At 65.3% G+C, this 23646-nt stretch carries 22 protein-coding genes; 9 read left to right on the forward strand and 13 right to left on the reverse strand.

Features of this window, described 5'->3' with window-relative positions:
- The first annotated feature begins 73 nt into the window (after window positions 1–73).
- The 5 genes from ACODRW_RS10420 (at window position 74) to ACODRW_RS10440 (ending at window position 8424) form a co-directional block, all read left to right on the forward strand.
- On the forward strand, window positions 74–2230 hold the full coding sequence (locus ACODRW_RS10420) for a UvrD-helicase domain-containing protein (protein ID WP_488905685.1): 2157 nt from the start codon (window positions 74–76) through the stop codon (window positions 2228–2230).
- A gap of 85 nt (window positions 2231–2315) precedes the next feature.
- Window positions 2316–4031 (forward strand): tetratricopeptide repeat-containing response regulator, encoded by a 1716-nt coding sequence (locus ACODRW_RS10425; RefSeq protein WP_107797762.1) that lies wholly within the window; start codon window positions 2316–2318, stop codon window positions 4029–4031.
- Window positions 4019–4759, forward strand: coding sequence for a LytR/AlgR family response regulator transcription factor (locus ACODRW_RS10430; protein WP_227106391.1), 741 nt, complete (start codon window positions 4019–4021; stop codon window positions 4757–4759). The genes ACODRW_RS10425 and ACODRW_RS10430 overlap by 13 nt, the downstream gene beginning before the upstream one ends.
- Before the next feature lie 228 nt (window positions 4760–4987).
- The gene (locus ACODRW_RS10435) at window positions 4988–6688 is read left to right on the forward strand and encodes a hydrogenase maturation protein (RefSeq protein ID WP_488905686.1); all 1701 of its coding nucleotides are present in this window, start codon (window positions 4988–4990) and stop codon (window positions 6686–6688) included.
- 278 nt (window positions 6689–6966) lie between these two features.
- On the forward strand, window positions 6967–8424 hold the full coding sequence (locus ACODRW_RS10440) for a sensor domain-containing diguanylate cyclase (protein ID WP_158274199.1): 1458 nt from the start codon (window positions 6967–6969) through the stop codon (window positions 8422–8424).
- A gap of 27 nt (window positions 8425–8451) precedes the next feature.
- Here ACODRW_RS10440 and ACODRW_RS10445 read toward each other — a convergent pair whose 3' ends face one another.
- The 7 genes from ACODRW_RS10445 to ACODRW_RS10475 form a co-directional block, all read right to left on the reverse strand.
- The gene (locus tag ACODRW_RS10445) at window positions 8452–9807 is read right to left on the reverse strand and encodes a nucleobase:cation symporter-2 family protein (protein WP_107797758.1); all 1356 of its coding nucleotides are present in this window, start codon (window positions 9805–9807) and stop codon (window positions 8452–8454) included.
- Between the two features lie 110 nt (window positions 9808–9917).
- A complete protein-coding gene (locus ACODRW_RS10450) occupies window positions 9918–10421 on the reverse strand; it encodes an ureidoglycolate lyase (RefSeq protein ID WP_488905687.1) in 504 nt (167 codons plus the stop codon).
- A 42-nt stretch (window positions 10422–10463) separates the two neighbouring features.
- Window positions 10464–11504 carry an allantoicase gene (gene alc / locus ACODRW_RS10455; protein ID WP_488905688.1) on the reverse strand — a complete coding sequence of 347 codons (1041 nt, stop codon included), beginning with the start codon at window positions 11502–11504 and terminating at the stop codon, window positions 10464–10466.
- A 47-nt stretch (window positions 11505–11551) separates the two neighbouring features.
- On the reverse strand, window positions 11552–12169 hold the full coding sequence (locus tag ACODRW_RS10460; protein ID WP_486636360.1) for a LysE family translocator: 618 nt from the start codon (window positions 12167–12169) through the stop codon (window positions 11552–11554).
- 24 nt (window positions 12170–12193) lie between these two features.
- A complete protein-coding gene (gene uraD / locus ACODRW_RS10465) occupies window positions 12194–12706 on the reverse strand; it encodes a 2-oxo-4-hydroxy-4-carboxy-5-ureidoimidazoline decarboxylase (RefSeq protein WP_253313552.1) in 513 nt (170 codons plus the stop codon).
- On the reverse strand, window positions 12697–13635 hold the full coding sequence (gene puuE / locus ACODRW_RS10470; protein ID WP_488905689.1) for an allantoinase PuuE: 939 nt from the start codon (window positions 13633–13635) through the stop codon (window positions 12697–12699). The genes uraD and puuE overlap by 10 nt, the downstream gene beginning before the upstream one ends.
- Before the next feature lie 17 nt (window positions 13636–13652).
- Window positions 13653–14393: a GntR family transcriptional regulator gene (locus tag ACODRW_RS10475; protein ID WP_488905690.1), complete on the reverse strand. Its 741-nt coding sequence runs from the start codon at window positions 14391–14393 to the stop codon at window positions 13653–13655.
- Window positions 14394–14570: 177 nt separating this feature from the next.
- Between ACODRW_RS10475 and uraH the strand changes: the two genes are divergently transcribed.
- From uraH to ACODRW_RS10490, 3 genes are all read left to right on the forward strand, one after another.
- Entirely contained in the window at window positions 14571–14924 is a 354-nt protein-coding gene (uraH, locus tag ACODRW_RS10480; RefSeq protein ID WP_107797751.1) for a hydroxyisourate hydrolase, read from the forward strand.
- A gap of 33 nt (window positions 14925–14957) precedes the next feature.
- A complete protein-coding gene (locus tag ACODRW_RS10485; protein WP_488905691.1) occupies window positions 14958–16214 on the forward strand; it encodes a urate hydroxylase PuuD in 1257 nt (418 codons plus the stop codon).
- A 401-nt stretch (window positions 16215–16615) separates the two neighbouring features.
- On the forward strand, window positions 16616–17065 hold the full coding sequence (locus ACODRW_RS10490; RefSeq protein WP_488905692.1) for a hypothetical protein: 450 nt from the start codon (window positions 16616–16618) through the stop codon (window positions 17063–17065).
- A 306-nt stretch (window positions 17066–17371) separates the two neighbouring features.
- On the opposite strand, the gene ACODRW_RS10495 is transcribed toward ACODRW_RS10490, so the two are convergent.
- The 3 genes from ACODRW_RS10495 to ACODRW_RS10505 all read right to left on the reverse strand — a co-directional run bounded on the left by ACODRW_RS10495 (window position 17372) and on the right by ACODRW_RS10505 (window position 20629).
- Window positions 17372–17998 (reverse strand): hypothetical protein, encoded by a 627-nt coding sequence (locus ACODRW_RS10495; RefSeq protein WP_107801121.1) that lies wholly within the window; start codon window positions 17996–17998, stop codon window positions 17372–17374.
- 182 nt (window positions 17999–18180) lie between these two features.
- Window positions 18181–18642 carry a YiiD C-terminal domain-containing protein gene (locus ACODRW_RS10500; RefSeq protein ID WP_488905693.1) on the reverse strand — a complete coding sequence of 154 codons (462 nt, stop codon included), beginning with the start codon at window positions 18640–18642 and terminating at the stop codon, window positions 18181–18183.
- On the reverse strand, window positions 18623–20629 hold the full coding sequence (locus tag ACODRW_RS10505; protein ID WP_488905694.1) for a prolyl oligopeptidase family serine peptidase: 2007 nt from the start codon (window positions 20627–20629) through the stop codon (window positions 18623–18625). The genes ACODRW_RS10500 and ACODRW_RS10505 overlap by 20 nt, the downstream gene beginning before the upstream one ends.
- A gap of 207 nt (window positions 20630–20836) precedes the next feature.
- On the opposite strand from ACODRW_RS10505, the gene ACODRW_RS10510 reads away from it, so the two are divergent.
- On the forward strand, window positions 20837–21349 hold the full coding sequence (locus tag ACODRW_RS10510) for a YcnI family copper-binding membrane protein (protein ID WP_488905695.1): 513 nt from the start codon (window positions 20837–20839) through the stop codon (window positions 21347–21349).
- A 258-nt stretch (window positions 21350–21607) separates the two neighbouring features.
- Here ACODRW_RS10510 and ACODRW_RS10515 read toward each other — a convergent pair whose 3' ends face one another.
- Genes ACODRW_RS10515 through ACODRW_RS10525 form a run of 3 tightly spaced genes read right to left on the reverse strand, consistent with a single transcriptional unit; the run spans window position 21608 to window position 23599 of the window.
- A complete protein-coding gene (locus tag ACODRW_RS10515; RefSeq protein ID WP_107801124.1) occupies window positions 21608–21997 on the reverse strand; it encodes a YidB family protein in 390 nt (129 codons plus the stop codon).
- 56 nt (window positions 21998–22053) lie between these two features.
- Complete coding sequence (holA, locus tag ACODRW_RS10520) at window positions 22054–23058, reverse strand: DNA polymerase III subunit delta (RefSeq protein ID WP_107801125.1); 1005 nt, start codon at window positions 23056–23058, stop codon at window positions 22054–22056.
- Window positions 23039–23599, reverse strand: coding sequence for an LPS-assembly lipoprotein LptE (locus ACODRW_RS10525; RefSeq protein ID WP_488905696.1), 561 nt, complete (start codon window positions 23597–23599; stop codon window positions 23039–23041). The genes holA and ACODRW_RS10525 overlap by 20 nt, the downstream gene beginning before the upstream one ends.
- Window positions 23600–23646 lie beyond the last annotated feature (47 nt).

The raw sequence follows: 23646 nt of genomic DNA on the forward strand, positions 1-23646 counted from the left end.
ACCCACGCAATGCCGACGATGCCGACGCCTGGTGTAAAATGGCGTTTTGCCTGAACCAGATAGACACCTCGCCATGACAGATCTCCTCGCCGGCCTCAATCCAGAACAACTGCGCGCCGTCACCTGGCCCGACAAGAGCGCGCTGGTGCTGGCCGGCGCGGGCAGCGGCAAGACCCGGGTGCTGACCACCCGCATCGCCTGGCTGTTGTCCACCGGACAAACCAGTCCCAGCGGCGTTCTGGCGGTAACCTTCACCAACAAGGCCGCGCGCGAGATGCAGACCCGGCTGGCGACCATGGTACCGGTCAACGTGCGCACCATGTGGATAGGCACTTTCCACGGCCTGTGCAACCGCTTCCTGCGCTCCCACTACCGCGACGCCGGCCTGCCGCAGACCTTCCAGATTCTGGACTCCGCCGACCAACAGGCGGCGATCAAGCGTCTGCTGAAAAGCCTGGAACTGTCCGACGAGAAATTCCCGCCGCGCGCGGTGCAAAGCTTCATCAACGGCAGCAAGGAAGCCGGCCTGCGCGCCGACAAGCTGCCGCCGGCGCTCAATCCCTACGAAGCCAAGCTGGTGGAGCTGTACGCCACCTACGACGCCCAATGCCGCCGCGAAGGCGTGGTGGACTTCGCCGAACTGCTGTTGCGCAGCTACGAGCTGCTGAGCGCCAACCAGGCGCTGCGCCAGCATTATTGCAGCCGCTTCCGCCACATCCTGGTGGACGAGTTCCAGGACACCAACCGCCTGCAGTACGCCTGGCTCAAGCTCTTGGCCGGCGACGGCGGCGCCTTGTTCGCCGTCGGCGACGACGACCAGAGCATCTACGCCTTCCGCGGCGCGGAAGTGGGCAATATGCGCTCCCTGCTCAACGACTTCTCGGTCAGCGAGCCGGTGCGGCTGGAACAGAATTACCGTTCGATGGGCAATATCCTCAATGCCGCCAACGCGCTGATCGAGCAGAACGACGGCCGGCTGGGCAAGAATCTGTGGACCGACGCCGGCGAGGGCGAAAAGATCCGCCTGTTCGAAGCCTACTCCGACGGCGAGGAAGCCGAGTTCATCAGCGACGAGGTGCGCAGCCTCAAGCGGGACGGCTTCAACCTGTCCGACATGGCCATTCTCTACCGCTCCAACGCCCAGTCGCGCTTGCTGGAACACGTGCTGGTCAACGCCCAGATTCCCTACCGCATCTACGGCGGCCTGCGCTTCTTCGAACGCCAGGAAGTCAAACACGCGCTGGCTTATCTGCGCCTGATCGCCAACCCGGAAGACGACAACGCGCTGCTGCGCGTGATCAATGTGCCGGCGCGCGGCATCGGCGCGCGCACGGTGGAAGGCCTGCAAGCGGTCAGCCGCGAGCAGGGCGTCACCCTGTGGCAGGCCGCCTGCGCCTCCGGCGGCGGCCGCACCGCGGCCAAACTGGGCGAGTTCGTGCTGCTGGTGGAACGCATGCGCGAACGCGGCCGCGAGCTGCCGCTGGCCGAAGCCGTCAGCCTGGCCATAGACGACTCCGGCCTGCGCGCGATGTACGAGCAAGATAAGAAAGAAGGCGAAGAGCGGCTGGCCAACCTGGACGAATTGATCAACGCCGCCGCCGGCTTCATGCCGGACGAGCCGGCGCAAGCGCTGACCGAATTCCTCAGCGCCGCCAGCCTGGAAGCCGGCGAACACCAGGCCGAAGCCGGCAGCGACGCGCTGCAACTGATGACGGTGCACGCCGCCAAGGGTCTGGAATTCGACGCCGTCTTCGTCTCCGGCCTGGAAGAAGGCCTGTTCCCGCATGAAAACAGCATGAACGACGGCAAGGGCCTGCAAGAAGAACGCCGGCTGATGTATGTGGCCATCACCCGCGCGCGTCAGCGCCTCTATCTGTCCAACGCGCAAAGCCGCATGCTGCACGGCCAGAGCCGCTACCCCATCCGCTCGCGCTTCGTCGACGAAATCCCGGCGGAGCTCACCCACGACCTATCTGCTAAAGTGAAAGCGACGGCCAAGACAAATGCATCGACAAATGCATCCTGGCGCACGGTTCCGAAGGTGGGCCGCGTGGCCGCCGACAACAGCCAGGGCTTCCGCATCGGCCAATCGGTGGAACACGCCAAGTTCGGCAGCGGCGTGGTGATCAACGCCGAAGGCGGCGGCGAGGATGTGCGCCTGCAAATCAACTTCGCCGAGCACGGCGTGAAGTGGCTGGATCTGCGCTACGCCAAGCTGAGCGCCGGCTAAGCCTCTCGCCACGGCGGCGGCCGCTTGAGCGATTTTTGTAAGTCGCACTGATGACAGTTTGCGGAGAATCGTCAAAGATAGCGAGATGAGCACAGCCAACACCAACTCGACCACCTTCCAGAGCGTCGCCGCCGCCAGCAAGACCGGCGCCGCGCCTCGGAAAAGCTACGACGATCCGTACAGCAAGCGTCTGTTCCTGATCATAGACAGCCTGCCGGAAATGCAGCGCGCGCTGGCGATGACCCTTTCCTCCTTCGGCGCCGACAAGGTGGAGTACGCCAGCAAGGCCGGCGACGCGCTGGCCAAGATGGGCAAGTACGAGTTCGACGTGGTGCTGTGCGACTACGATCTGGGCAACGGCTACGACGGCCTCTACCTGTTCGAAGAGGTCAAGGAACGCAATCTGATCAAGCAGTCCTGCGTGTTCATGATCGTCACCGGCGAGCGCCGCTCCCAGCGCGTGATCTCCGCCGCGGAACTGGGGCCGGACGACTACCTGCTCAAACCCTTCACCGGCGAAGTGCTGCGCGAGCGGCTGGAAAAAGCGATGCGCCGCCGCGAAGCCTTCCGTCTGGTGGACGAGGCCATCATGCGCCACGAATACCTGAGCGCCATCGAAGTCTGCACGCGCCTGATCGGCGAGCGAGGCGAATTCACGCTGGACTTCATGAAGCTCAAGGGCTCGCTGGCGCTGAAGATAGGCGACTTCGACAGCGCGCGTTCCCTGTACATGGACGTGCTGCGCATCAAGCCGGTGCCCTGGGCCAAGATGGGCCTGGCCAAATCGCTGACCGGGCTGAAAGCCTACGACGAGGCGCGGCTGCTGTTCGAAGAGGTGCTCACCGACAACGACCGGGTGATGGAAGCCTACGACTGGCTGGCCAAGCTCTACCGCAGCAACCACAATCTGGACGAAGCCCAGGCCACCTTGAAACAGGCCACCGACATCTCGCCGGTGGTGTTCCGCCGCCAGCAACAGCTGGCGGAAGTGGCCCTGCTCAATAATCAGCTGGAGGTGGCGGAAGGCGCCTGCCAGACCACGCTGGACATCGCCAAATACACCTGGCACCGCAGCCCCACCCACTACGCCGCGCTGGCGCGGGTGCAACTGGCGCGCGGCGACACCGCCAACGTCGGCCGCACCCTGTCCAATCTGCGCCGCGACTACCGCTACAACGAAGAAGGCGAATGGATGGCCGGCGTGGTGGACAGCCAGCTGCAAAACAAAAAGGGCAACCGCGACAAGGCGCGTCAGTTGTTTAGCGACGCCGAGACCAAATTCCGCCAGCTGGCGCCCAAACTCAGCAGCGACGCGCAGATGGAGTTCGCCCGCGCCTGCTACGCCCAGGGCCACAAGGACGCCGGCAACAGCGTGATGCGCGACCTGGTGCGCAACCATCACGACGACGAGGAACTGCTGGCGCGCTTCGGCGACATGTTCGAAGAAGTGGGCCTGGGCGAGGACGGCCGCCAGCTGATCGCCGACAATGTGCAATCGGTGCTGGAACTCAACAACCAGGCGGTGCGCGAAGCCCAGGCCGGGCAATTCGACTCCGCCATCGAGCGCTTCGTCAAAGCCCACGAGGAAATGCCGCAAAACATCCAGGTCATGCTCAACCTGATCAACGCCACCATGGCCTACGTCCACCGCCAGGGCTGGCACGAAAGCCATATGCGCCGCGCCCACGACATGCTGAGCAAGGTGCGCGACCTCGCCCCCACCAACAACAAGTTCCAGAAAATCCTGCAAGCCTGGCGCATGCTGGTGGAAAAGCTGGGCAAGCCGCAATGGGTGCTGTAAGCCCCTGGCAAGATTGGCGCGCGCTGGTGGTGGACGACGAACCGCTGGCCTGCGAGCGCCTGCGCCAACTGCTGCGCGAGCAAGGCCTGCAACATGTTTACTGCCTGACCGACAGCCGCCAGGCCATGAGCTGGCTGGCGCAAAACCCGGCCGACATCGTGCTGGCCGACATCTCCATGCCCGGCGTTTCCGGCCTGGAACTGGCTCAGCAACTGCGGCGCCAGCCGCTGGCGCCGCAGCTGATCTTCACCACCGCCCATGAACAGTACGCGGTCAGCGCCTTCGAACTGGAGGCCATAGACTACCTGCTCAAGCCGGTGCGGCGCGAACGCCTGCGTCAGGCGCTGGAGCGCGCCGCCCGCCAGCGCGGCGATGCGCCGCAGCCGGAGGCCAGCTTCACCGTGCGCCAGCGCGACCGCCTGCTGCCCATCCCCTTCTCCCAGGCCCGCTACCTCAAGGCCGAACTCAAATACGTCACCCTGGTGACCCCGGACGCGGAATACCTGCTGGACGAAACCCTGATCGCGCTGGAACAGCGGCTGGGCGACGCCGCCGTGCGCATCCACCGCAATTGCTTGGTGATGCGCCACGCGCTGCGCGAGCTGTTCCGCGCCAGCGCGGACGGCGAGGAACAATGGCAGGTGCGCCTGGCCGATATCGGCCAGCCTCTGCCGGTCAGCCGGCGGCAGCTGGCCGGCATCAAGCAATGCCTGCACCAGCAGGACTAGGCGCGCCCTTCCCTCCCCGCGCGCCGTCGCCATATATACAGATCACAAAACCAAAGCATCTGTAATCATTAATGGCAGAAAGCTGCGTTCTGCTTTTCAATCGCATCAAGCTTGACTTTAGTCATTTGTCATTATCAGAACTAAAACTATCATCCTCGCCCATGCGCACGGTTCGCGCGGCAGCGTCCCGCCGCCGGCCATACATTCATTTTTGGGCAAGGAGCGGTCATGCGGTCATTGAAAATCATCTTGTTGTCGTCGGCGTTCAACGGACTCACCCAGCGTGCCTGGCTGGAATTGCGCCAGTCCGGCCACCAAGTCAGCGTGCAGCTGTTCACCAATGAACAGGAAGTCAGCGCCAACATCCAGCAATCCGGCGCCGATCTCGTCATCTGCCCCTTCCTCAAGGACCGGGTGCCGGAAACCCTGTGGCGCGACGCCAGCCGGCCGGTGGTCATCATCCACCCCGGCATCGTCGGCGACCGCGGCGCCTCGGCGCTGGACTGGGCCATCACGCTGCGGGAAAAACGCTGGGGCGTCACCGCGCTGCAGGCGGTGGAGGAAATGGACGCCGGCCCGATCTGGTCCAGCTGCGAATTCGACATGCCGCCGGACGTGCGCAAATCCGAGCTCTACAACGGCCCGGTCAGCGACGCCGCCCTGTATTGCATCCGCGACGTGGTGGAGAAGTTCGGCACCGGCTTCAAGCCCGCGCCGCTGGACTACGGCCAAGCGCATGTGCGCGGCCGGCTGCAAGCCAATATGCGGCAAAGCGACCGCGCCTTCCTGTGGCAACAGCCCGCCGCCGAGATCAAGCGCCGCATCGACGCCGCCGACGGTCAGCCCGGCGTGCTGACGCAACTGGCCGGCGGCGACTACTACGTCTACGACGCCCATCTGGACTACCGCGCCGGCCAGCCTGGCCAACTGCTGGCGGTGCACGACGACGCCGTGCTGGTGGGCGCCGGCGAGCACAGCCTGTGGCTGGGCGCGCTGCGCCGCAAGCCGGAGGCCGGCGAAGAAACCTTCAAACGCCCGGCGCGCCATGTGCTGGCCGGCTTGCTGGACGACGTGCCGCGGTTGGACTGGAGCCTCGCCACCCATCCTCACTGCGAGGAAAGCTATCAGCCCATCCGCTACCGCGAATACGGCCGCGTCGGCGAGCTGACCTTCGAGTTCTACAACGGCGCGATGAGCACCGAGCAATGCCGACGGCTGAGCGAGGCCCTGCGCTGGGCCAAGGCCCAGGACACCAGCGTGCTGCTGGTGCGCGGCGGCCGCGGCAGTTTCAGCAACGGCGTCCACCTCAACGTGATCCAGGCCGCGCCGGAACCGGGGCTGGAAGCCTGGGCCAATATCCAGGCCATAGACGACGTCTGCCAGGAAATGCTGACCGCGCGGCAGCTGGTGGTGTCCGGCCTGACCGGCAACGCCGGCGCCGGCGGCGTGATGCTGGCCCTGGCCGCCGATCTGGTGTTCGCCCGCGGCGGCGTGGTGCTCAACCCGCACTACAAGACCATGGGCCTGTACGGCTCGGAATACTGGACCTACAGCCTGCCGCGCGCGGTGGGCGAGGAACAGGCCCGGCAACTGACCGAAGCCTGCCTGCCGCTGAGCGCGCGCGAAGCCTGGCGTCTGGGCATGGTCCACGACATCGGCCCGCACGACCCGCACGACTTCGGCGTCTGGCTGCGGCAGGCCGCCGGACTGGCGCTGAGCGACGACCGCTTCCGCCCGCAGCGCGCGCGCAAGGCCGAGCTGGATCTGGAGCGCATGGAGCGCTGCCGCCAGACCGAGCTGCTGGAGATGCGCCAGGACATGGTGGAAAACCGCGGCCAGTTCCTGGAAAAATGCCGCAACTTCGTGCTCAAGCGCAAAGCCTGCGGCACGCCGCAACGCCTGATCGCCGACTGGGCGCAGGCGCGCTGAGCAACGGCGAGACGGCGTTTAATACAGCCTTCAAAGAGCAAAGGCCCGTCTCTTCAACGCCCAAACGGCCCGCCCTGGCGGGCCGTTTGATTTCAATCTCATCCCGAAAAACCACAGTATTGTTTTACGTACAACTACTTAAAACCCGCTTTTTCATCAGTCAAAGCTAAAAAATAGCCGCTCCTTCTTATAAAATCTGTCATCCCCTCTTTCCCCCTTCCTACGGTTGCTACATGCGGACACGGCTGGTTTATGCAGGATGCATCGCGATATGGCTGGTGCTGAGTGCGCTAGTGGCCCTGTCGGTCGCCAGTCACGCGCTGCTGGGCGCGGAGCAGCAATTCAACCGCGACGCCCTGCTGCTGTCCGAACAGCTCAATCAAAAACTGCAAAGCCATGAAACCGTGCTGGACAGCTACGCCACCTTCAGCACGCTGGACCGCAGCTGGAGCCTGCCGTCCGAGAAAAGGCTGGCCCGGCAACTGCTGCGCCGTTATCCACAGATCCAGTGGCTGGGGCATATCGAACGCATCAGTCCCGGCCAATTGCCGATGTTCAGACAACGCTTGAAGCAGCTGTACGGCCAGGCGCTGCCCCTGCCCGCCGCCAGCGGCGACGGCTGGGAAGGCCGCTTCGGCCTGTTCCCGCTCGCCTTCATCGAACCCATGCCCCAGCCCGGCCTGCTGGCCGCGGACCTGGGCCGGCTGCAAGCCGCGCGCCAAGCCCTTCAGAACGCGCTGGAAAGCGGACGGATGGAAATCTCCAGTCAGATCAAGTTGCCCGGCCTGCCGGCCGGCTATCTGCTGATCCGCGCCATGGACGATATGCTGAGCAAACCGCTGGCCGCCCCGCTGGCGCCGGCCCACTTCGCCGCCATGGCGATACGCGCCGACAGCCTGCTGCCCAGCCCGCTGGCACTGCGCGAGGGCGTGGAAGTGCGCCTGTTCCACCGCAACGACCCGCCGCCCGGCCCGCCCACCCTGCTGCGCGACGCGGCACGCGCCAGCGCCCTGGAAACCCTGCTCTTCCCCCGGCTGGAAGCCCGCCATCCACTGGGCGGCGCCAGCCAGCCGCTCTTGCTCACCATCAGCCAGCAACTGGGCTGGCGGCAGATAGGCGCGTTTGAATGGGGCATGCTGCTATTCCTGTCGCTGGCCTTGCTGGCCGGCTTGCTGCTGGTATCGCACCACTATCTGCAACTGGCGCACGGACGTCGCCAGCGCGAAAACCAACTGTTCTACCTGGCCAATCACGACCGTCTGACCGGCCTGGCCAACCGCAATCTGTTCTACGATCGGCTGCAACACGCCATCTCGCGGGTGGACCGCAGCGGCAAGCGGCTGGCCTTGCTATTCCTGGATCTGGATCGCTTCAAACCGGTGAACGACACCTACGGCCACATCACCGGCGACCGCATCCTGCAACTGATCGCCGCCCGCATCAAGGAAGAATTGCGCGGCGAAGACACGGTGGCGCGGCTGGGCGGCGACGAGTTCGTGGTGTTGATGGAAGACATAGAATCCAACCGCGAGGCGGACAAAATCGTCAATCGCCTGAAACAGGTGATTCATCAGCCCTACGAGGTCAACGATAACCTGATCACGGTGGGCGTCAGCATCGGCATCGCCTATTACCCGGAGGACGGCCTGTTGATCGACGAACTGCTGACGGTGGCGGACCGCAAAATGTACGGCGACAAGCGCGAGATCGCGGCGGCGGGCGCCGAGACGGCCTGATCCCAGGCCGCCACAACCCCGCCCCCGCTAATGCGCGGCCTCCCCAAGCGCGACGCCTGACGACGCCGTCTCCCGCGGCCGCGCCAGGCCGTTGAACCAGACATTCAGCGCCACCGCGCTGACCGTGGCCAACAGGATGCCGCTGTGCAGCAGCGGCGCCAGCACCTCCGGCAGCTGCCGGAAAAAACCGGGCGATACCGTGGGAATCATGCCCAGGCCCAGGCTGATGGCCACCACCAGCAGATTATGCCGCTGCGTCTGATAGTCCACCTTGCCCAGAATCTTGATGCCGGTGGCCAGCACCATGCCGAACATCACCAGGCCGGCCCCGCCCAACACAAAGGGCGGAATCGAGGCCACGATCAGCGACATCTTGGGCACCAGGCCAAACACCACCAGGATGCCGCCGGCCATCACGCACACCCAGCGGCTGCTGACCCCGGTGACGCCCACCAGGCCGACGTTCTGGGAAAACGAGGTATGCGGGAAGGAATTGAACAGACCGCCGATCACCGTGCCCAGCGCGTCCACCCGCAGACCGCGCACCAAGGCCGCCCTGTCCACCGGACGCTCCACGATCTCCCCCAGCGCCAGAAACATGCCCATGGACTCCACGAAGATGATCAGCATCACCACGGTCAGCGTCAGGATGGACCACAGCTCAAAGCGCGGCATGCCGAAACGGAAGGGCGCGATGGGCGCGAACCAGGCCGCCTCGCCCAGGCCGCCCAAATTGACCTTGCCCAGCAGCAAGGCCAGGACAAAGCCGAACAGCAAACCCAGCAACACCGCGATATTGCAGAAAAAGCCTTTCAGATAGCGGGTGATCAATAGGATGAACACCAGCACCGCCACCGACACCCCCAGATAAAGCGGATGGCCGTAATCCGGATTGCCCCTGCCGCCGGCGGCCCAGTCTATGCCGACGCGGATGATGGACAGGCCGATGGAGGTGATCACCACCCCAGTGACCAGCGGCGGAAACAGGCCGATCAAGCGCCCCATCAGCGGCACCAGCAACAGGCTGAGCACCCCGGCGCCGATGGTGGCCCCGAAGATGCCGGGCAGGCCCAGCGCCGGGTTGCCGCCAATGGCCACCATCGGGCCCACGGCGGCGAAAGTCACCGCCATGATCACCGGCAGCCGGATACCCAGACCGCGGAAGCCCACGCACTGCAATAGCGTCACCAGCCCGCAACAGAATAAATCGGCGCTGATCAAGAACGCGATCTGCTCCTTGGGCAAGCCCAGGGAACCGCCGATGATCAGCGGCACCGCCACCGCGCCGGCGTACATCACCAACACATGCTGCAGGCCCAGGGTGAACAGCTTGCCCGCCGGCAGGGGCTGATCCACCGGGTGCACCGTCTGCTTGCCATCCATGCTCGTCTCCTTGGTAGATGCCGGGCCGCTTTTTCAAACACGCGGTCCTGGCGACTTGCGGGTATTACACAATCGACTCCTTGACAGCAAAAAGGGAAGGCGGCGCAGGCTCAGCCCGCGCCGCCCGGTTTGATCAGGCAGGGGCGCGACAAGACGGCCTCGTCGCAGTTGTCGCCGGTGCCGATGCGGTCCAGCAGAATGAAATCGCCCACCTGCTCCAGACAGGTCAGCGGGTGGTGCCAGGTGCCGCGGTGGTAGTTGACGCCCTGATCCCCGCGCGCCAGGAAGGCGCGAATCCGGTCTTCGTCCGGGCGGTCGCCCATGCCTGCCGGCGCCACCACCACCACGCAGGCGGCGCCGCTGCAGGGGATGAAGGCCTGGCTGCCCAGCGGATGCCGTTCCAGCATGCGGATCTCCAACGGCAGGCCATGCGCGTCGCCGCGCGCCATGCTGATGCCGGGCTGGCCGCCGCCGGCCTCCACCAGGCCCAGCCGGTGATAGCGGCGAGTGCTGCCCTGATTGATGGGAAACCAATCGCTGCCGTCGATTTCGATCACATCGCCAAACGGGGCGAACGCCTGTTTGGTCAACGGTTCCAAGCTTAGAATCCTCATGCCTCGCTCCTCAACAGAACGCCGTCGGCAAGGGCGAGCGGCTCAATCCGCCAGCCGTCCCCAAATCCGCAACCGGCTGACTCCGCCGTCCGGGAAGATGTTCAGCCGCACATGGGTGACCGCGCCCAGATCGCGCAGCATGGTCTTGTCGTAAAAATGCTGCCGGTCCATCTCGGTTTTCTGCTCCGGCAACAAGTGCTCCCAAAACATGGCTTGGGTCACGATGGATTGATCGGTGCCTTGACGAACGTAAGCCGCCTGCACCGAGACCCGATCCGGGTAATTGCCCTTGAAATGCGCGGTGTCGACTTCGATGCTGTCCACCAGCGCCGCATGTCCCAGCTCGACGATGCACCAGTCGTTGCCCGGCTCTCGGCGGCGACGGGTTTCCCAGCCGTCGCCCATATTCACGCCGCGCCCCGGCATGATCAGCCGGAAGGGCACGCCGAAGTGGGCATCGTTATAGGCGACGATGCGGCCGCCCTTTTCCAGCGCCGACACCTCATGCAGCGCGTCCGGGTCCTGTCGCGCCCAGTCGCAGGCGGGCTGGCCGTAGACGCGGAAACGCGCCACGCCGCCGTCCGGGTAAATATTCAAACGCAGATGGGTCCAATCACGCGCATCGTCGATGGCGATGAAATGATGAGCGCTGGCGCCCAAGGAGGTGGCCGACAGGATTTCCACCCACTCGCTGCCTTCGTCCGGATCGCCGGCCGAACGGCAGGCGTCCACCGAGGCCGCCGGCGGGTAGTTGCCGCTGAAGTGGCTGGTATCGATGTCCAGCCCCTTGATCACCCCGGGCAGGCCCAGCTTGATCACCGCGTGGTCGTAGCCGCCGTTGCGGCGGCGGCGGGTTTCCCAGCCGTCCATCCATTTGCCGTGATCGTCGAACTCGCCGACGATGAACACCGGCTCGGACGCTTGCAGCATCCGTTCCGCCGCGGCGAACCACTGATCGGAACAGGCAAGGACCCTGGCGCCGAAATCCGCCGCGGCCAGATTGGCGTAACGCCGGGCGAACTCCGGCACCTCGACCGCCGGGGCGTGCAGCGCCGTTCCCGCCGGGTGATTGACAAGCGCCATCAAACTTTCTCCTTATCAATGACGTCGGCGCGCGCGCCGTACGCCGTTCATGCCGCCAGCCGGCTCCAAATCAGCGCCAGCCCCAAGGCGAGAAAAAACAAGGCCGAAACCTTGAGGAAGACGAGCCGCAGCACCGCCAGACGCTGGAAGAACAGCTCCGCCAACAGGCCGTACGCGGTCTTGCACGATAAATCGATCGCCACCCAGCCGGCCGCCATCCAGCCCAGTTGCGGCGCCAGCGGCGCTTGGGCGTTGATAAACTGCGGCAGCAGCGCCACGAAAAAAGCGATGTCCTTGGGATTGCTGATGCCCAGCAGAAAAGCATGGGAAAACCATTGCGCCGGCGCCGCCTTTCGGCTGCCCTGAGCCGCCGCGGCCCGGCCGGCGCCGCGCCAGGTCTTGAAACCCAGCCACAGCAGATAGCCGGCCCCCAGCGTCTGCAGGACGGAGAACAGACCGGGAGAGGCCAGGATCAGCGCGCCCACGCCCAAGGCGGACAAAAGCAGCAGCGACAAAGACGCCAGCACGCCGCCGGCAAACGCCGGCCAGGCGCGCAACAGGCCATGCTCGGCGCTGGTGGCGACCATGAACAGCGACAGGGGGCCGGGCACGGCGATCACCACCAGGATGGACAACAAGTACATGACGAGAATCTGGCTGGACATGGCGGCTCCGGTCTAGGCGCGGGATCAGGAAGAAATCAGTTCGGCCAAGCGCAGGCCGGCGATCCGATAGATTTGCTGCAAACAGGCTAGCCGTTCCGCCTCCGGCTCCGCAGCCAGCCGCCGCTGGAACTCGGCGATGACGCCGGCGCGCCCATAGCCGCGCACCGCCAGGATGAAGGGAAAACCGAAACGGGCCCGGTAGTCGGCGTTCAGCCGCCGCAACAACTCCAGTTCCTGCGGCGAACACTGATCCAGGCCGGCGCCGCCTTGCTCGGCGGCGGATTCGGCGGTCAACTCCCCGCGCAGCGCGGCCTTGCCGGCCAGCTCCGGGTGGGCGCGGATCAGTTTCAATTGCGCCTCCGCGCCCGCCTCCTCCACCTGCCGCCGCATGCAGCCGTGCAGGTCCGCCACGCTGGCGAACGGCCTCAGGCCGGCCGCCTGCGCCGCCACCCACGGCGAGTGCTCGAAAACACCGCCCAGCGCGGTGACGAACTGCTCCGTCGGCAGGGCGTTGATGCGTTCCAGCGTCAAGGACATGGCCGCTCTCCGGTGAAAGGATGCGTCTCCCACCAATGCCGGGCGATGTCCAGCCGCCGGCAGATCCATACCCGCGGATGACGCTCCAGATAATCGAGAAAACGACACAGGCCGGCAAAGCGGCCGGGCCGGCCGATCAAGCGGCAATGCAGACCCACCGACAACATGCGCGGCTTGTCCGCCCCTTCGGCGTACAGCACGTCGAACGCGTCTTTCAGATAGCTGAAAAAATGCTCGCCGGTATTGAAGCCCTGCGCGGTGGCGAAGCGCATATCGTTGGTGTCCAGCGCGTAAGGCACGATCAGATGCGGCTGCTCGCCGCCGTCGCTGCGCCGCACCAGGGTCCAGAACGGCAAATCGTCGCCGTAGTAATCGGAGTCGTAGAGAAAGCCGCCGTCGTCCGCCACCAGCCGGCGCGTATTGGGGCTGTCGCGGCCGGTATACCAGCCGGACGGACGCTGGCCGGTCAAACGACGGATCGCCTCCACGCAGCGCCGCATGTGCTCGCGCTCCACCGCTTCGTCCACCTGCTGATAATGCAACCAGCGATAGCCGTGGCCGGCGATCTCGTGGCCCAGCTCCGCCAGCGCGCCGGCCAGCTCCGGATGCCGCTCCAAAGCCATGCCGACGCCGAACACCGTCAAGGGCAGGCCGCGCCGCTCAAACTCGCGCAGAATGCGCCACACCCCGGCGCGCGAGCCGTACTCGTAAATCGACTCCATCGACAGATGCCGCGCCGGGTAGGCCGCCGCGCCGATGATTTCCGACAAGAACTGCTCGGAGCCGGCGTCGCCGTGCAACACGCAACTCTCGCCGCCTTCCTCGTAATTGAGCACGAACTGCACGGCGATGCGCGCCGCGCCCGGCCAATTGGCCTCCGGCAGATCGCGGCCGTAGCCGATCAAATCGCGTGGATAATCCGCCTGCATGGCCATCCTTCCCGCTGTCAGCGCTTAAGATTGAACACCGTCCACGGGTCCAAATGGGTATGGGTTTCCACCTTCATCCGCCGCTCGCAATCCTCCAGATGATGGTGCATCGCCGCCGCCGCGCCGGCGCGGTCCCCCGCCTCCAGCCGCGTCAGAATCGCTTCATGCTCGTCGAAGGAACAAGCGCTGCGGCCGGGCACATCGTACAAAGCGATGATCAGCGAAGTGCGCGAACACAGGCCGTGCATCAACTCGGTCAACACCTCGTTGTCGGCAAGCCGCGCCAATTGCACATGGAAGGCGTTGGACAGACGGATCCAGCTGACCCGGTCGCCGCGCTCGAAGGCGGCGCGCTCGTCGGCCACCATGCGCCGCATCGGCGGCAGGCGCTCGGCCAGATCGGGCAAGGCCAGCAGCTTGTCCAGAATCGCCGCCTCCACCATGCGCCGCGCCTCGAACACATCGCGGGTTTCCTTCTCGTCCGGCTTGGCGACGAAAGCGCCGCGGTTGGGCAGGATGTCGACGATCTTGTCGTGCGCCAGCTGGGCCAGCGCGCTGCGGGCGCTGCTGCGCGAGCATTGAAAGGCGTCGCACAGCACCGCCTCGGTCAGCTTGACCCCCGGCAATAAGCGCTGGTCTATCACCGCGTCGAAGATTTCCCAGTACAAACGATCGGCGTCATTGCTCGGCGCGCCGTCGCCCACCAAGGTGGACGCTCTGGGCGCCGCGGCCTGCGTTCCGTTAGCGGAATGCAACATGTCCTCTCCCGGTATTTCCATATCCCGCTCTATGCCTTCAGAATTTTGTTGACAATTATTGTCGTTGGCAAACACTATCGTCAACATAAATTGTCGACAATTTTAAATCGCCATCGCGAACAACAAGATCGACAACAGGTCCGCCAGATCGGGCCGCACAACAAAGGAGAAACAACCGTGGGCAAATTGACCACCCATGTGCTGGACACCATGCACGGCAAGCCGGCGGCGGGCGTGCGCTGCCAGTTGTACCGGCTGGACGGAGAACAAAGGCTGTTGCTGGCCGAGGCGACGACCAACAGCGACGGCCGCTGCGAACGTCCGCTGCTGGAAGGCGAGCAACTGCGCGCCGGCGTGTACGAACTGCTGTTCCATGCCGGCGATTACTTCGCCGCCCAAGGCGTGAAGCTGCCGGAACCGCGCTTTCTAGATCAGGTGCTGCTGCGCTTCGGCGTCGCCAAGGCGGACGAAAACTTCCATGTGCCGCTGGTCCTGACGCCGTGGAGCTATTCCACCTACCGCGGCAGTTGACGCTGTTCCCGTCCCCCACCCGGAAACCTCGCCATGGAAAACTACCTGCTGGAGCTGGGCAACCTGCTGCTGCGCTGGTTGCACGTGATCGCCGCCATCGCCTGGATAGGCGAATCGATTTACTTCGTCATGTTGGACAACAGCCTGTCGCCGCCCGCTGCCGCCGATGCCCGGCGCGGCCTGCACGGCGAGATGTTCGCCGTGCACGGCGGCGGCTTTTACCATAACCAGAAATACCTGGGCCAACCGCCCTTCCCGCTGGACGACAAACTGCACTGGTCGTTCTGGAAATCCTACGCCACCTGGCTGTCCGGCTTTGGCCTGTTCTCCCTGCTCTACCTGCTCAATCCCGCCTTCTACCTGGTCAACCCCGCCAGCCCCTGGGCCTGGGCGGCGGCCTTGTCCGGCGGCGCGGCCGCCTTAATCGCCGTCGCCTTCCTCTTGGGCGGCTGGCTGGCCTACGATCAGCTCTGCCGCCGCATCAGCCCGGACATGAACCGCGACGGCGCGCTCAGCCTGGCCGTGGCGCTGCTGATGGCGCTGGCGGCCTACGCCAGCAGCCACATCTTCCAGGGCCGCGCCGCCTTCCTGATCACCGGCGCGGTCATGGCCACCTGCATGTCGGCCAATGTCCTGTTCTGGATCATTCCCGGTCAGCGCCGCATGGTGCGCGCCATCCAGGCCGGCGACAAACCCAATCCGCTGGATGGGCTGCGCGGCAAGCAGCGCTCGGTGCACAACACCTATTTCACGCTGCCGGTGGTGTTCCTGATGATCAGCAACCACTACGCCTTCACCTTCGGCAGCCGCCACGCCTGGCTGATCATGGTGCTGTTCATCCTGTCCGGCGCGCTGATCCGCCAATACTTCGTGCTGCGCCACTCCGGCCGCCAGCGGCCGCTGCTGCCGGCGCTGGGCGGCCTGCTGCTGGTCGGCGTGGCGCTATTGGCCGCGCCGCCCCCGCCCAATACCGCGCCCGCGGCGCCGCAAGCCGCGGCGGACGCCGCTGAACCGGCGGCGGCGCAAACGGCGGCCGATGTCCGTCTGCGGCAGATTCACGCCATCATTCAAAACCGCTGCCTCTCCTGTCACTCGGCCACGCCCAGTCAGGCCGGTTTCGTGGCGCCGCCGGCCGGCCTGAAGTTTGACGATGCGCAGGAGATCCTCATCAACGCGCACCGGATCAAGCAGGCGGTGGCGTCCAAATACATGCCGCTGGCCAATTTGACCCAGATGACCCAGGAGGAGCGCGAGACTCTGGCGAAATGGGGGCCGGCGCCCGGCCGCTAACGCAACGCCGACCCGTTTGAAAGTGGCGAGCGGCTTAGCCATATGGGTTGACTGGGGATAACTTTCCCATTCCGCCCCATCTGTGGATATCTTGAAACGATCAAGAAGAAGCCGCCTCGCCTTGACCCCCGCCCGCCGCTCGGCAACAATCCCCACGTTGCCGCCCACATGCGGCACACGGGATTGGCGTCCCGTCCTCTACTTACCAACTTCTGCTTACGCGGCATGCCGCGTGAGCAGCTTTACTATGGCCGTGCCATTTGGCAGGCGCATGGTGGGGGAGTGCCATGCACTCACTGGTTTGGTAAGTAGACCAGTACGCCAATCCTGCCACGCGCCTGCCCAATACCTCAGCCTTCCCCGGCAGGTGGTTTATCTTGTGTCACAGCAGGAGAAACACCATGCAACACCCTCAAAACTTTCCCCCGCGCCGCCGCTACAAACTGAATGCTCTTGGACAACAGGAAGCGCTGCTCCCCTTCGTCCGCTTCTGCCCCGGCCGCACCTACCCGCATTACTGGCAAATGCCCACGCCCAGCAAGGATCTCCTCGCCGACCACGCCTATGGCCGCGAATGCGCGGCTCACCTATTGCAATGGCTGAAGGACAATCGGGAATACGTCGGCAAAGGTCTGCTCAGCCGCGTGGCGCGCGACATCGATTTTGACGACCGCGCCGGACGCGGTCAGTGGATGGGTTTCTTCAACTATCTGGAAATCATGATGCTGCTGGGCGCCGACCGGGTCCGGGTCTACCGCCATGTCGATAGCCAGCACCAGATCTACCTGGCGCTGGGGCAGCGCTTCAGCCTGGAAGCGCGCTTCCGCCGCATCCGCCTGCGCAACCGCTAAGCGTCTTGCGGTGGGTATCGCTGCGCTTCACCCACCCTACGGCGGATGGTTTGGTCGGGGGCATTTGTAGGGTGGGAGGAGCCGAGAGGCGATACCCGCCAAGACCCAAGCATCAATCCCATCGCGTTTCCGCGTGGGTATCGCTGCGCTCCACCCACCCTACGGCGGATGGTCTTGTAGGGTGGGTGGAGCCGCAGGCGATACCCGCCAAGCCTCGCCGCCTTGCCTTGCGCGTCACGCTTAAGGAGTGTGTGGAACGACGGCTACCGCAAACACGAGCCGGAATGAAAACGCGCGTCCTAGCCTTCAGGACGCGCCGCCTTGCCAACAGACGCCGCCGAGCATGGGTTCCGCCCAAAAAGGCGGACGGACGCCCTCCTCCGTTGTTTTGGCCATTTCCACCCAGGCGTCTTGCTTGCTCCACTCGTACAAAACGCCGGGCTGGATCAGATGCAGGTAGACGCGCTCGAAGGCGGACGACTCCAACAGATGATGGGTGGCGGCGGTCAGCGCCGCTTCCTGGATGAAGGCGGGAAACAGGGTGGTGGCGGCCACGCCGCCGAACTGCGGGATATTGGCCGCCAGCAGCAGGCTCAATTCATAGCCGGGCTTGGCCGCGTAGCGCTTCACGCACTTGGCTTGGATACGGTATTTGATCGCGGCGATGGGCGCGTTGGGCACGCTGATCGCCGCATCCTCGCCCTGCTGCGCCTGGCGCACTTCGCGGGCGCGCAGACAGCCCTTGCCGCCGCCGAACAAGTGCTCGTCCGCATGCACTTCCGTCACTTCGAAAGCGATCCGCCGGCCGTCGCTGAGGGTGGCGCCCACATCCGGCAGCGGCGGCGGCCAGGACTGCCGGTCCACTGCGTGCAAACCCTTGCGCTGCAATAAACGCAGCACCAGTTCCAGCTCTTTTTGCGCTTTTGAAGCCATCGGCCTCCCCCAGCCTGCGTCCGCTGGCGTTGCGGCGCGGCTGCGGCCGAAACGCCGGGGCGCGGTTATTTTGGCTATCGCTCAACCCAACCCGGCACAAGATATTTCTTTTTAGCACAAAAAATAAGCTATTCAGATTGGATTTAAAGTTTGATAAGCGATAGCGCTGCGCCGGGGGGGCTTCAGTGCTGGGAATCTCCTTCGCCGGGCAGCACCACGAACTCGCCGTTCAGGCTGCCCACCGCTTCGCCGCCGCACTCCAGCGCCACGGCAAGCCGCAAGCGCCCCATGCGTCCGCGCCGCAAAGCCCGCTCCAGCTTGTCCCAATCGGCGGCGTCCGGCGCGGCGGCGCGGGCGAGAAAGTCGGCGACGATGGGCTTGTCGTAGCGCATGTCGTTGCCGTGAATGATGACGCGGCCGGCCAGGCCGCGCTCGCGCAGGCGCATGAACACCAGGCACCAGGCGGCGAGGATGGCCACCGCCGAGGCGCTGCCGCCGAACACGGTGGCGCGGTGGTTGATATTGGGCGCCAGCGGCGCGCTCAGGATCACGCGCTCGCCGCTGGCCTCGGCCACGCTGACCGCCATCGCGGCGGACAGCGGGATGTGTTGATGGAGGTAGTCTTCAAGCGCCTGTGGACTCATGTTGTTCTCCCGATTCGGCACGCCCGGCTTTGGCGCCGCCGCCCTCATTCTGCCCCAAGAGGTGGCGCTGGAAAAACCACAGGCTATGGCCCAGTTGCAGCACCTGGTTTTCCCGTTTGGCCGCGCCGTGGCCTTCGTCCGGGAACAGGATCAGGCCGCCGTCCACGCCCTTGCCGGCCATCGCGCGGTACATTTGCAGCGCCTCGCCCACCGGCACCCGCGGGTCGCTGACGCCCTGGATGATCAGCAGCGGATCGCGCAGCTTGTCGATGTGATTGATGGGCGACAATTGCTCCAGCGCGGCGCGGTCGCGCTCCAGGTCGCCGTATTCGGCGGCGCGCAGCGCGCGGCGGTAGGGCGCGGTGTTTTGCAGGAAGCTGACCAGATTGGCGATGCCGACATTGGACACGCCGGCGTCGTAGGCGCCGGCGAAGATGGTCATCGCCGCCAGTGTGGAATAGCCGCCGTAGCTGCCGCCCATCACCCCGATCTTGGGCGCCACGCCGTCCGCGCCCCACTGGCTGCGGATGTAGCGCGCGGCGTCTTCGATATCGGACAGCACTTGCAGCCGGCGCGGACCGTTGTCGCTGTCCAGCCAGCTCTTGCCGTAGCCGACGGAGCCGCGCACATTGGGCTGCACATAGATGAAGCCGGCGTCGACGAATAACTGGGCCTGCGGCAAGAAGCCGGCCCGGCTCTGGCTCTCCGGCCCGCCGTGAAAGTGGACCACCACCGGGCAGGGCGTGGCCGCGCAGCGCGTCGGCCGGCGCACGAACATCGGAATCGGCGTGCCGTCGCGCGCCGGGTAGCTTTCCAGGCTGACCTTGGCGAAGCCGCGGGTGTCCAGTTCCGGCGCGGACGGCAACAGCCACTGGCTGAGTTTGCCGCGCTTGCTGTCCCAAACATGACTGCTGGCCGGCGCGGTGTCGGTTTCCACGCTGAAGTTGACGTAGCGGCCGTCGCGGCTGAGGTTGACGACGTTGACCTGGGCCGCACCGGGGAAGGCCGGCAGCTTCAGCGCGCGATAGCCGCGGCGGCCGTCCAGCGCCAAGGCCTTGCCGTAACCATCCTGGCTCAGCGTGTAGTAGATGCGGCCCCGCTCATGGTCAATGTTGAGGTTTTCCACGTCGCCGCGCGCTTCCGGCGTCAGCGCCTGGAAAACGCCGGCGCTCCACAGATAAAGACGGTGGTATTCGCCGAACTTATTGCTGCGCACCAGGTATTCGCCGTCGCGCAGGCCGAAGTCCATCCGATAGTCGACGGCCTCGCCCTGGCCCAGCAGCGGCTGCAAGGCTTTGCCGTCCGGCGTCCATAAATAGAATTCCGCGCTGGCGTTGCTCAGCGTCTTTTGCAGCAATAGACGGCCGTCGTCGCGGTGATCGGCGATGCTCCAGGCCCCTCGCTCGCCGAACAGACGCTCGCGGCGGCCGTCGGCCAGCCGATAGCGATACAGGGTGTAGCTGTCGGCCCGCTCGTCGTTGCTGCGGTAGTACAGCCATTGGCCGTCCTTGCTGAGAAACTGGAACTGGGTCTGCACGCCGGGCTTGTGCTGGACTTCGCGCAGCGCGCCGCCGCCGGCGGCTTGCAGATAGAGGCCGGGATTTTCCTCGCCCTTGCGGTCGCGGCTGAGCACCAGCCAGCGCCCGTCCGGACTGACGTCCTGGATCAGGGTGGCGTCTTCGCCGCCGGTAAGCTGCACCGGAAAGCGTTGCGGACCGTCCAGCCTCCAGACCTGCGGCACGCCGGTGACGCGCCAGCTGAAATACAAGGCCTTGCCGTCCGGGGACAGCACGCCGGCGCCGGGCGCGCGCAGGTCCAGCATATTCTGCACTTTGCGGCTCAGCTCCGCCGGCAAGGGCGCGGCGCGGTAGCGCGCCACCTCCTCCGCACTGACGCTGGCGGCGCCAAGGCCGCTGTAGCCGCCGGCGGCGCAGTCATGAGTGGACAACATCATCAACGCTGCGGTGGATAAGGCACGGACCATCATGACAACTCCTGAACCATTGGGCGGGCGACCAGTATAGCGGCCATGACAAAGCCATCGCAATTTGCATTATTCTCATGCCGACTCTGCGACACTTTGTCGCATGCTAGGGGGGTGAGCAGGCGCTAAACTGATGCGGCTAATCCTCATTCGCATTTGTCGCCGCCAATGGCCGACACGCGCGCTAACCCTGATCCGCAAAGAGCTACGATGAAAAAGATCGCCCTGCTGGCCTTGCTGGCCGCTTCCGGCTCCGCCCTCGCCCACGTCACCCTGGAAACGCCCACCGCCGCCAGCGGCGGCTATTACAAGGGCGTGCTGAAAATCGGCCATGGCTGCAACGGCAGCCCCACCACCGCCATCAGCGTGGAAATGCCGGAGGGCGTGCGTCTGGCGCAGCCGATGCCGAAAGCCGGCTGGGAAGTGGAGGTGAGCAAGAGCGCGGTCAAGCCTTTCGACAATTACGGCCGCAAGGTGAGCGAGGATGTGAGCCGCATCACCTGGAAGGGCGGCAAGCTACCGTCCAATTTCTACGATGAGTTCGTATTCCAGGCCAAGATCGCCGCCCAGCCGGGCAAGCTCTACTTCAAGGTGAAACAGCTGTGCGAACAGGGCGAAACCAACTGGGCGGACATTCCGGCCGCCGGCCAGGACGCCCATGACTTGAAAAGCCCGGCGGCGGAGCTGACGGTGACCGCCGGCGCGGCCGGCCATCATCATTAAGAATCTATTTACGATCTGCTGCGCGTCGTGGAACGTGGCTCGGTGAGTGCACCTTGGAAATGCTCATGTGCCTTATGTACATTCCGCTTCCTCAGCTGTTTTCGCCTTGTCTCGCCTTAGCGCGCGAGATCGTAAACACGTTCTCGGAACGGATTCCTTGCGCCGGCCTGATCCCGCTTGCAAGCGGGCCGGCCAAAGGCATGAAAAACGCCGGCGGCGAGTCTCTCGCGGCCGGCGTTGTTGCATGGATGGGTAGGATCAGCGGAATAAGCCTTTGAGCAGATCCGCGCCCTGGGACAGCAAATCATCGCCCTGCGGCAGCTGGCCGTTGGGGGTCAGCTTGTCCACCAGACCGGGCAGATGTTCGGCCACCAGTTGCGACACTTGCCCCTGGTCCAGGCCCACTTTTTCCGCGATGCCGGCGAGTTGATCGCCGCCCAATACTTGCTGGATCTGCTCGGCGGACACCGGCAGATTCCCGCCCTGCCCCACCCAGGACGACACCAGCTCGCCCAGACCGCCTTGCTGGAACTGTTCCAGCAGTCCGGACAAGCCGCCTTGTTGTTGCAACAAGCTTTGCAGGGCTTCGCCGGCGCCGCCTTCCGCGCCGCCGGACAGCAAACCGCTCAAGGTATCGAATAAAGCCATGGTGCTCTCCTGTTTGCCGCGCACGGGGCGCGAATCTTGGTGAATGTCCCGCCGGATCAAGCGGCCAGCAGGCCCGCCAGCCCGCGCATGGTCTGCCAGGGGTCGCCGACTTCCACGCCCTTGATCTGACGGTCTATGCGCGCGCATTCGTCCAGCGCGGTCATCAGCTTGCGCGGGCCGATGCGGCGCAAGGCCGGTTCGGCCAGACGCTGCTTGTCGCCCCACAAACGCAGTTCGCGCGCCATGTCGCGCGCGTTGCGCCCATCCTTCAGGCCCTGGCGCAGACGCAGCAACATGCGCACGTCTTCGGTCAGCGACCACAACACCAGCACCGGCGCCTCGCCTTCGGCCATCAGGCCGTCCAGCATGCGCAGCACCCGCGGCACGTCGCCGGCCAGCCAGGATTCGGACAGATGGAACACGTCGAAGCGGGCCACATTGGCCACCGCGGCGCGCAGTTGCTCCAGCGTCAGTTCGCCGGCCGGATACAGCAAGGCCAGCTTGTCCACTTCCTGGCGCGCGGCCAGCAGATTGCCCTCCACGCGATCAACGAAGAAAGCCAGCGCCTCACCGCCCAGCACCTGGCCCTGGGCCTTGAGCCGGCGCGTGATCCAGCCGGGCAGCTCGGCGCGCCCCACCAGGCGGGCCTCCGCCGTCACCGCCAGCTTTTCCAGCGCCTGGAACCATTTGGACTGCTGCTGCGCGCGCTCCAGCTTGGGCAGGGTGATCAAGGTCACCGTGTCCTGCGGCGGCTGCGCCGCCAGCTGTTGCAGCGCTTCCGCGCCTTCGGTGCCGGGTTTGCCGTTGGGGATGCGGATTTCCAGCAGCTTGCGCTCGGCGAACAGCGAGACGCTGCTCATCGCGTCGCGCAATTGCGACCAATCGAAACCGGCCTCCACCGTCAGCACTTCGCGCTCCTGATAGCCTTGCTCGCGCGCCGCCTGGCGCAGCGCGTCGGCGGCTTCCAGCGCCAGCAGCGCTTCCTCGCCGTGGATCAGGTAAAGCGGCGCCAGGCCCTTGCCCAGCGCCGCGATCAGCGCGTCAGGGCTTAGGCTGGGCATCGGCGGGCTTCAGGCTTTGCGGGCCGGTCAGCGGCGCGGCGGCCGGCTTTTTCAGATAGGCCAGCCGGCGCACGATCTGCTCGGCCGCGTCGCGGCGGGCGTCGGCCCAGATCAGCGCTTCTTCCTGCTCCTTGCCGAGGATGGCACTGTCGGAGTAGTTCATGCTGCGGCGCACGACCACCGTCATGTCCGGCTCCACCGGCACGCCGAACAGCACTGTGCGCACCACGGCGGTGTAAGTCAGCTGGTACTCGTTGATCTTGCCGCCCACGTTCAGGGTCAGGATGTCCTTGGACTGATTTTCGCTGAGGATGGTCACCACCGCCTCGGCCTGCTTGGGATTGCCCAGCACTTGCAGACGCGGGTCGCGCGCCAGCACGGTGCGCACGTCGCCGGCCACCACGGCGTTGCCGCCGTCGAAATACATCGAGGCGAACGGCAGCGGCTTCATCGGGCCGCCCAGGCCGCGCAGGTGGAAGCCGCAGGCGCTCAGCGTAAGGGCCAGCAGCGCCAGCCACAGCCATTGCAGGGAAAGTCTCATTCGCGATTCCTTATCGGGAAACAATGCTTGCCTGGCCCGGCCCGGGG

Source organism: Chromobacterium sp. FG89, assembly GCF_057808735.1.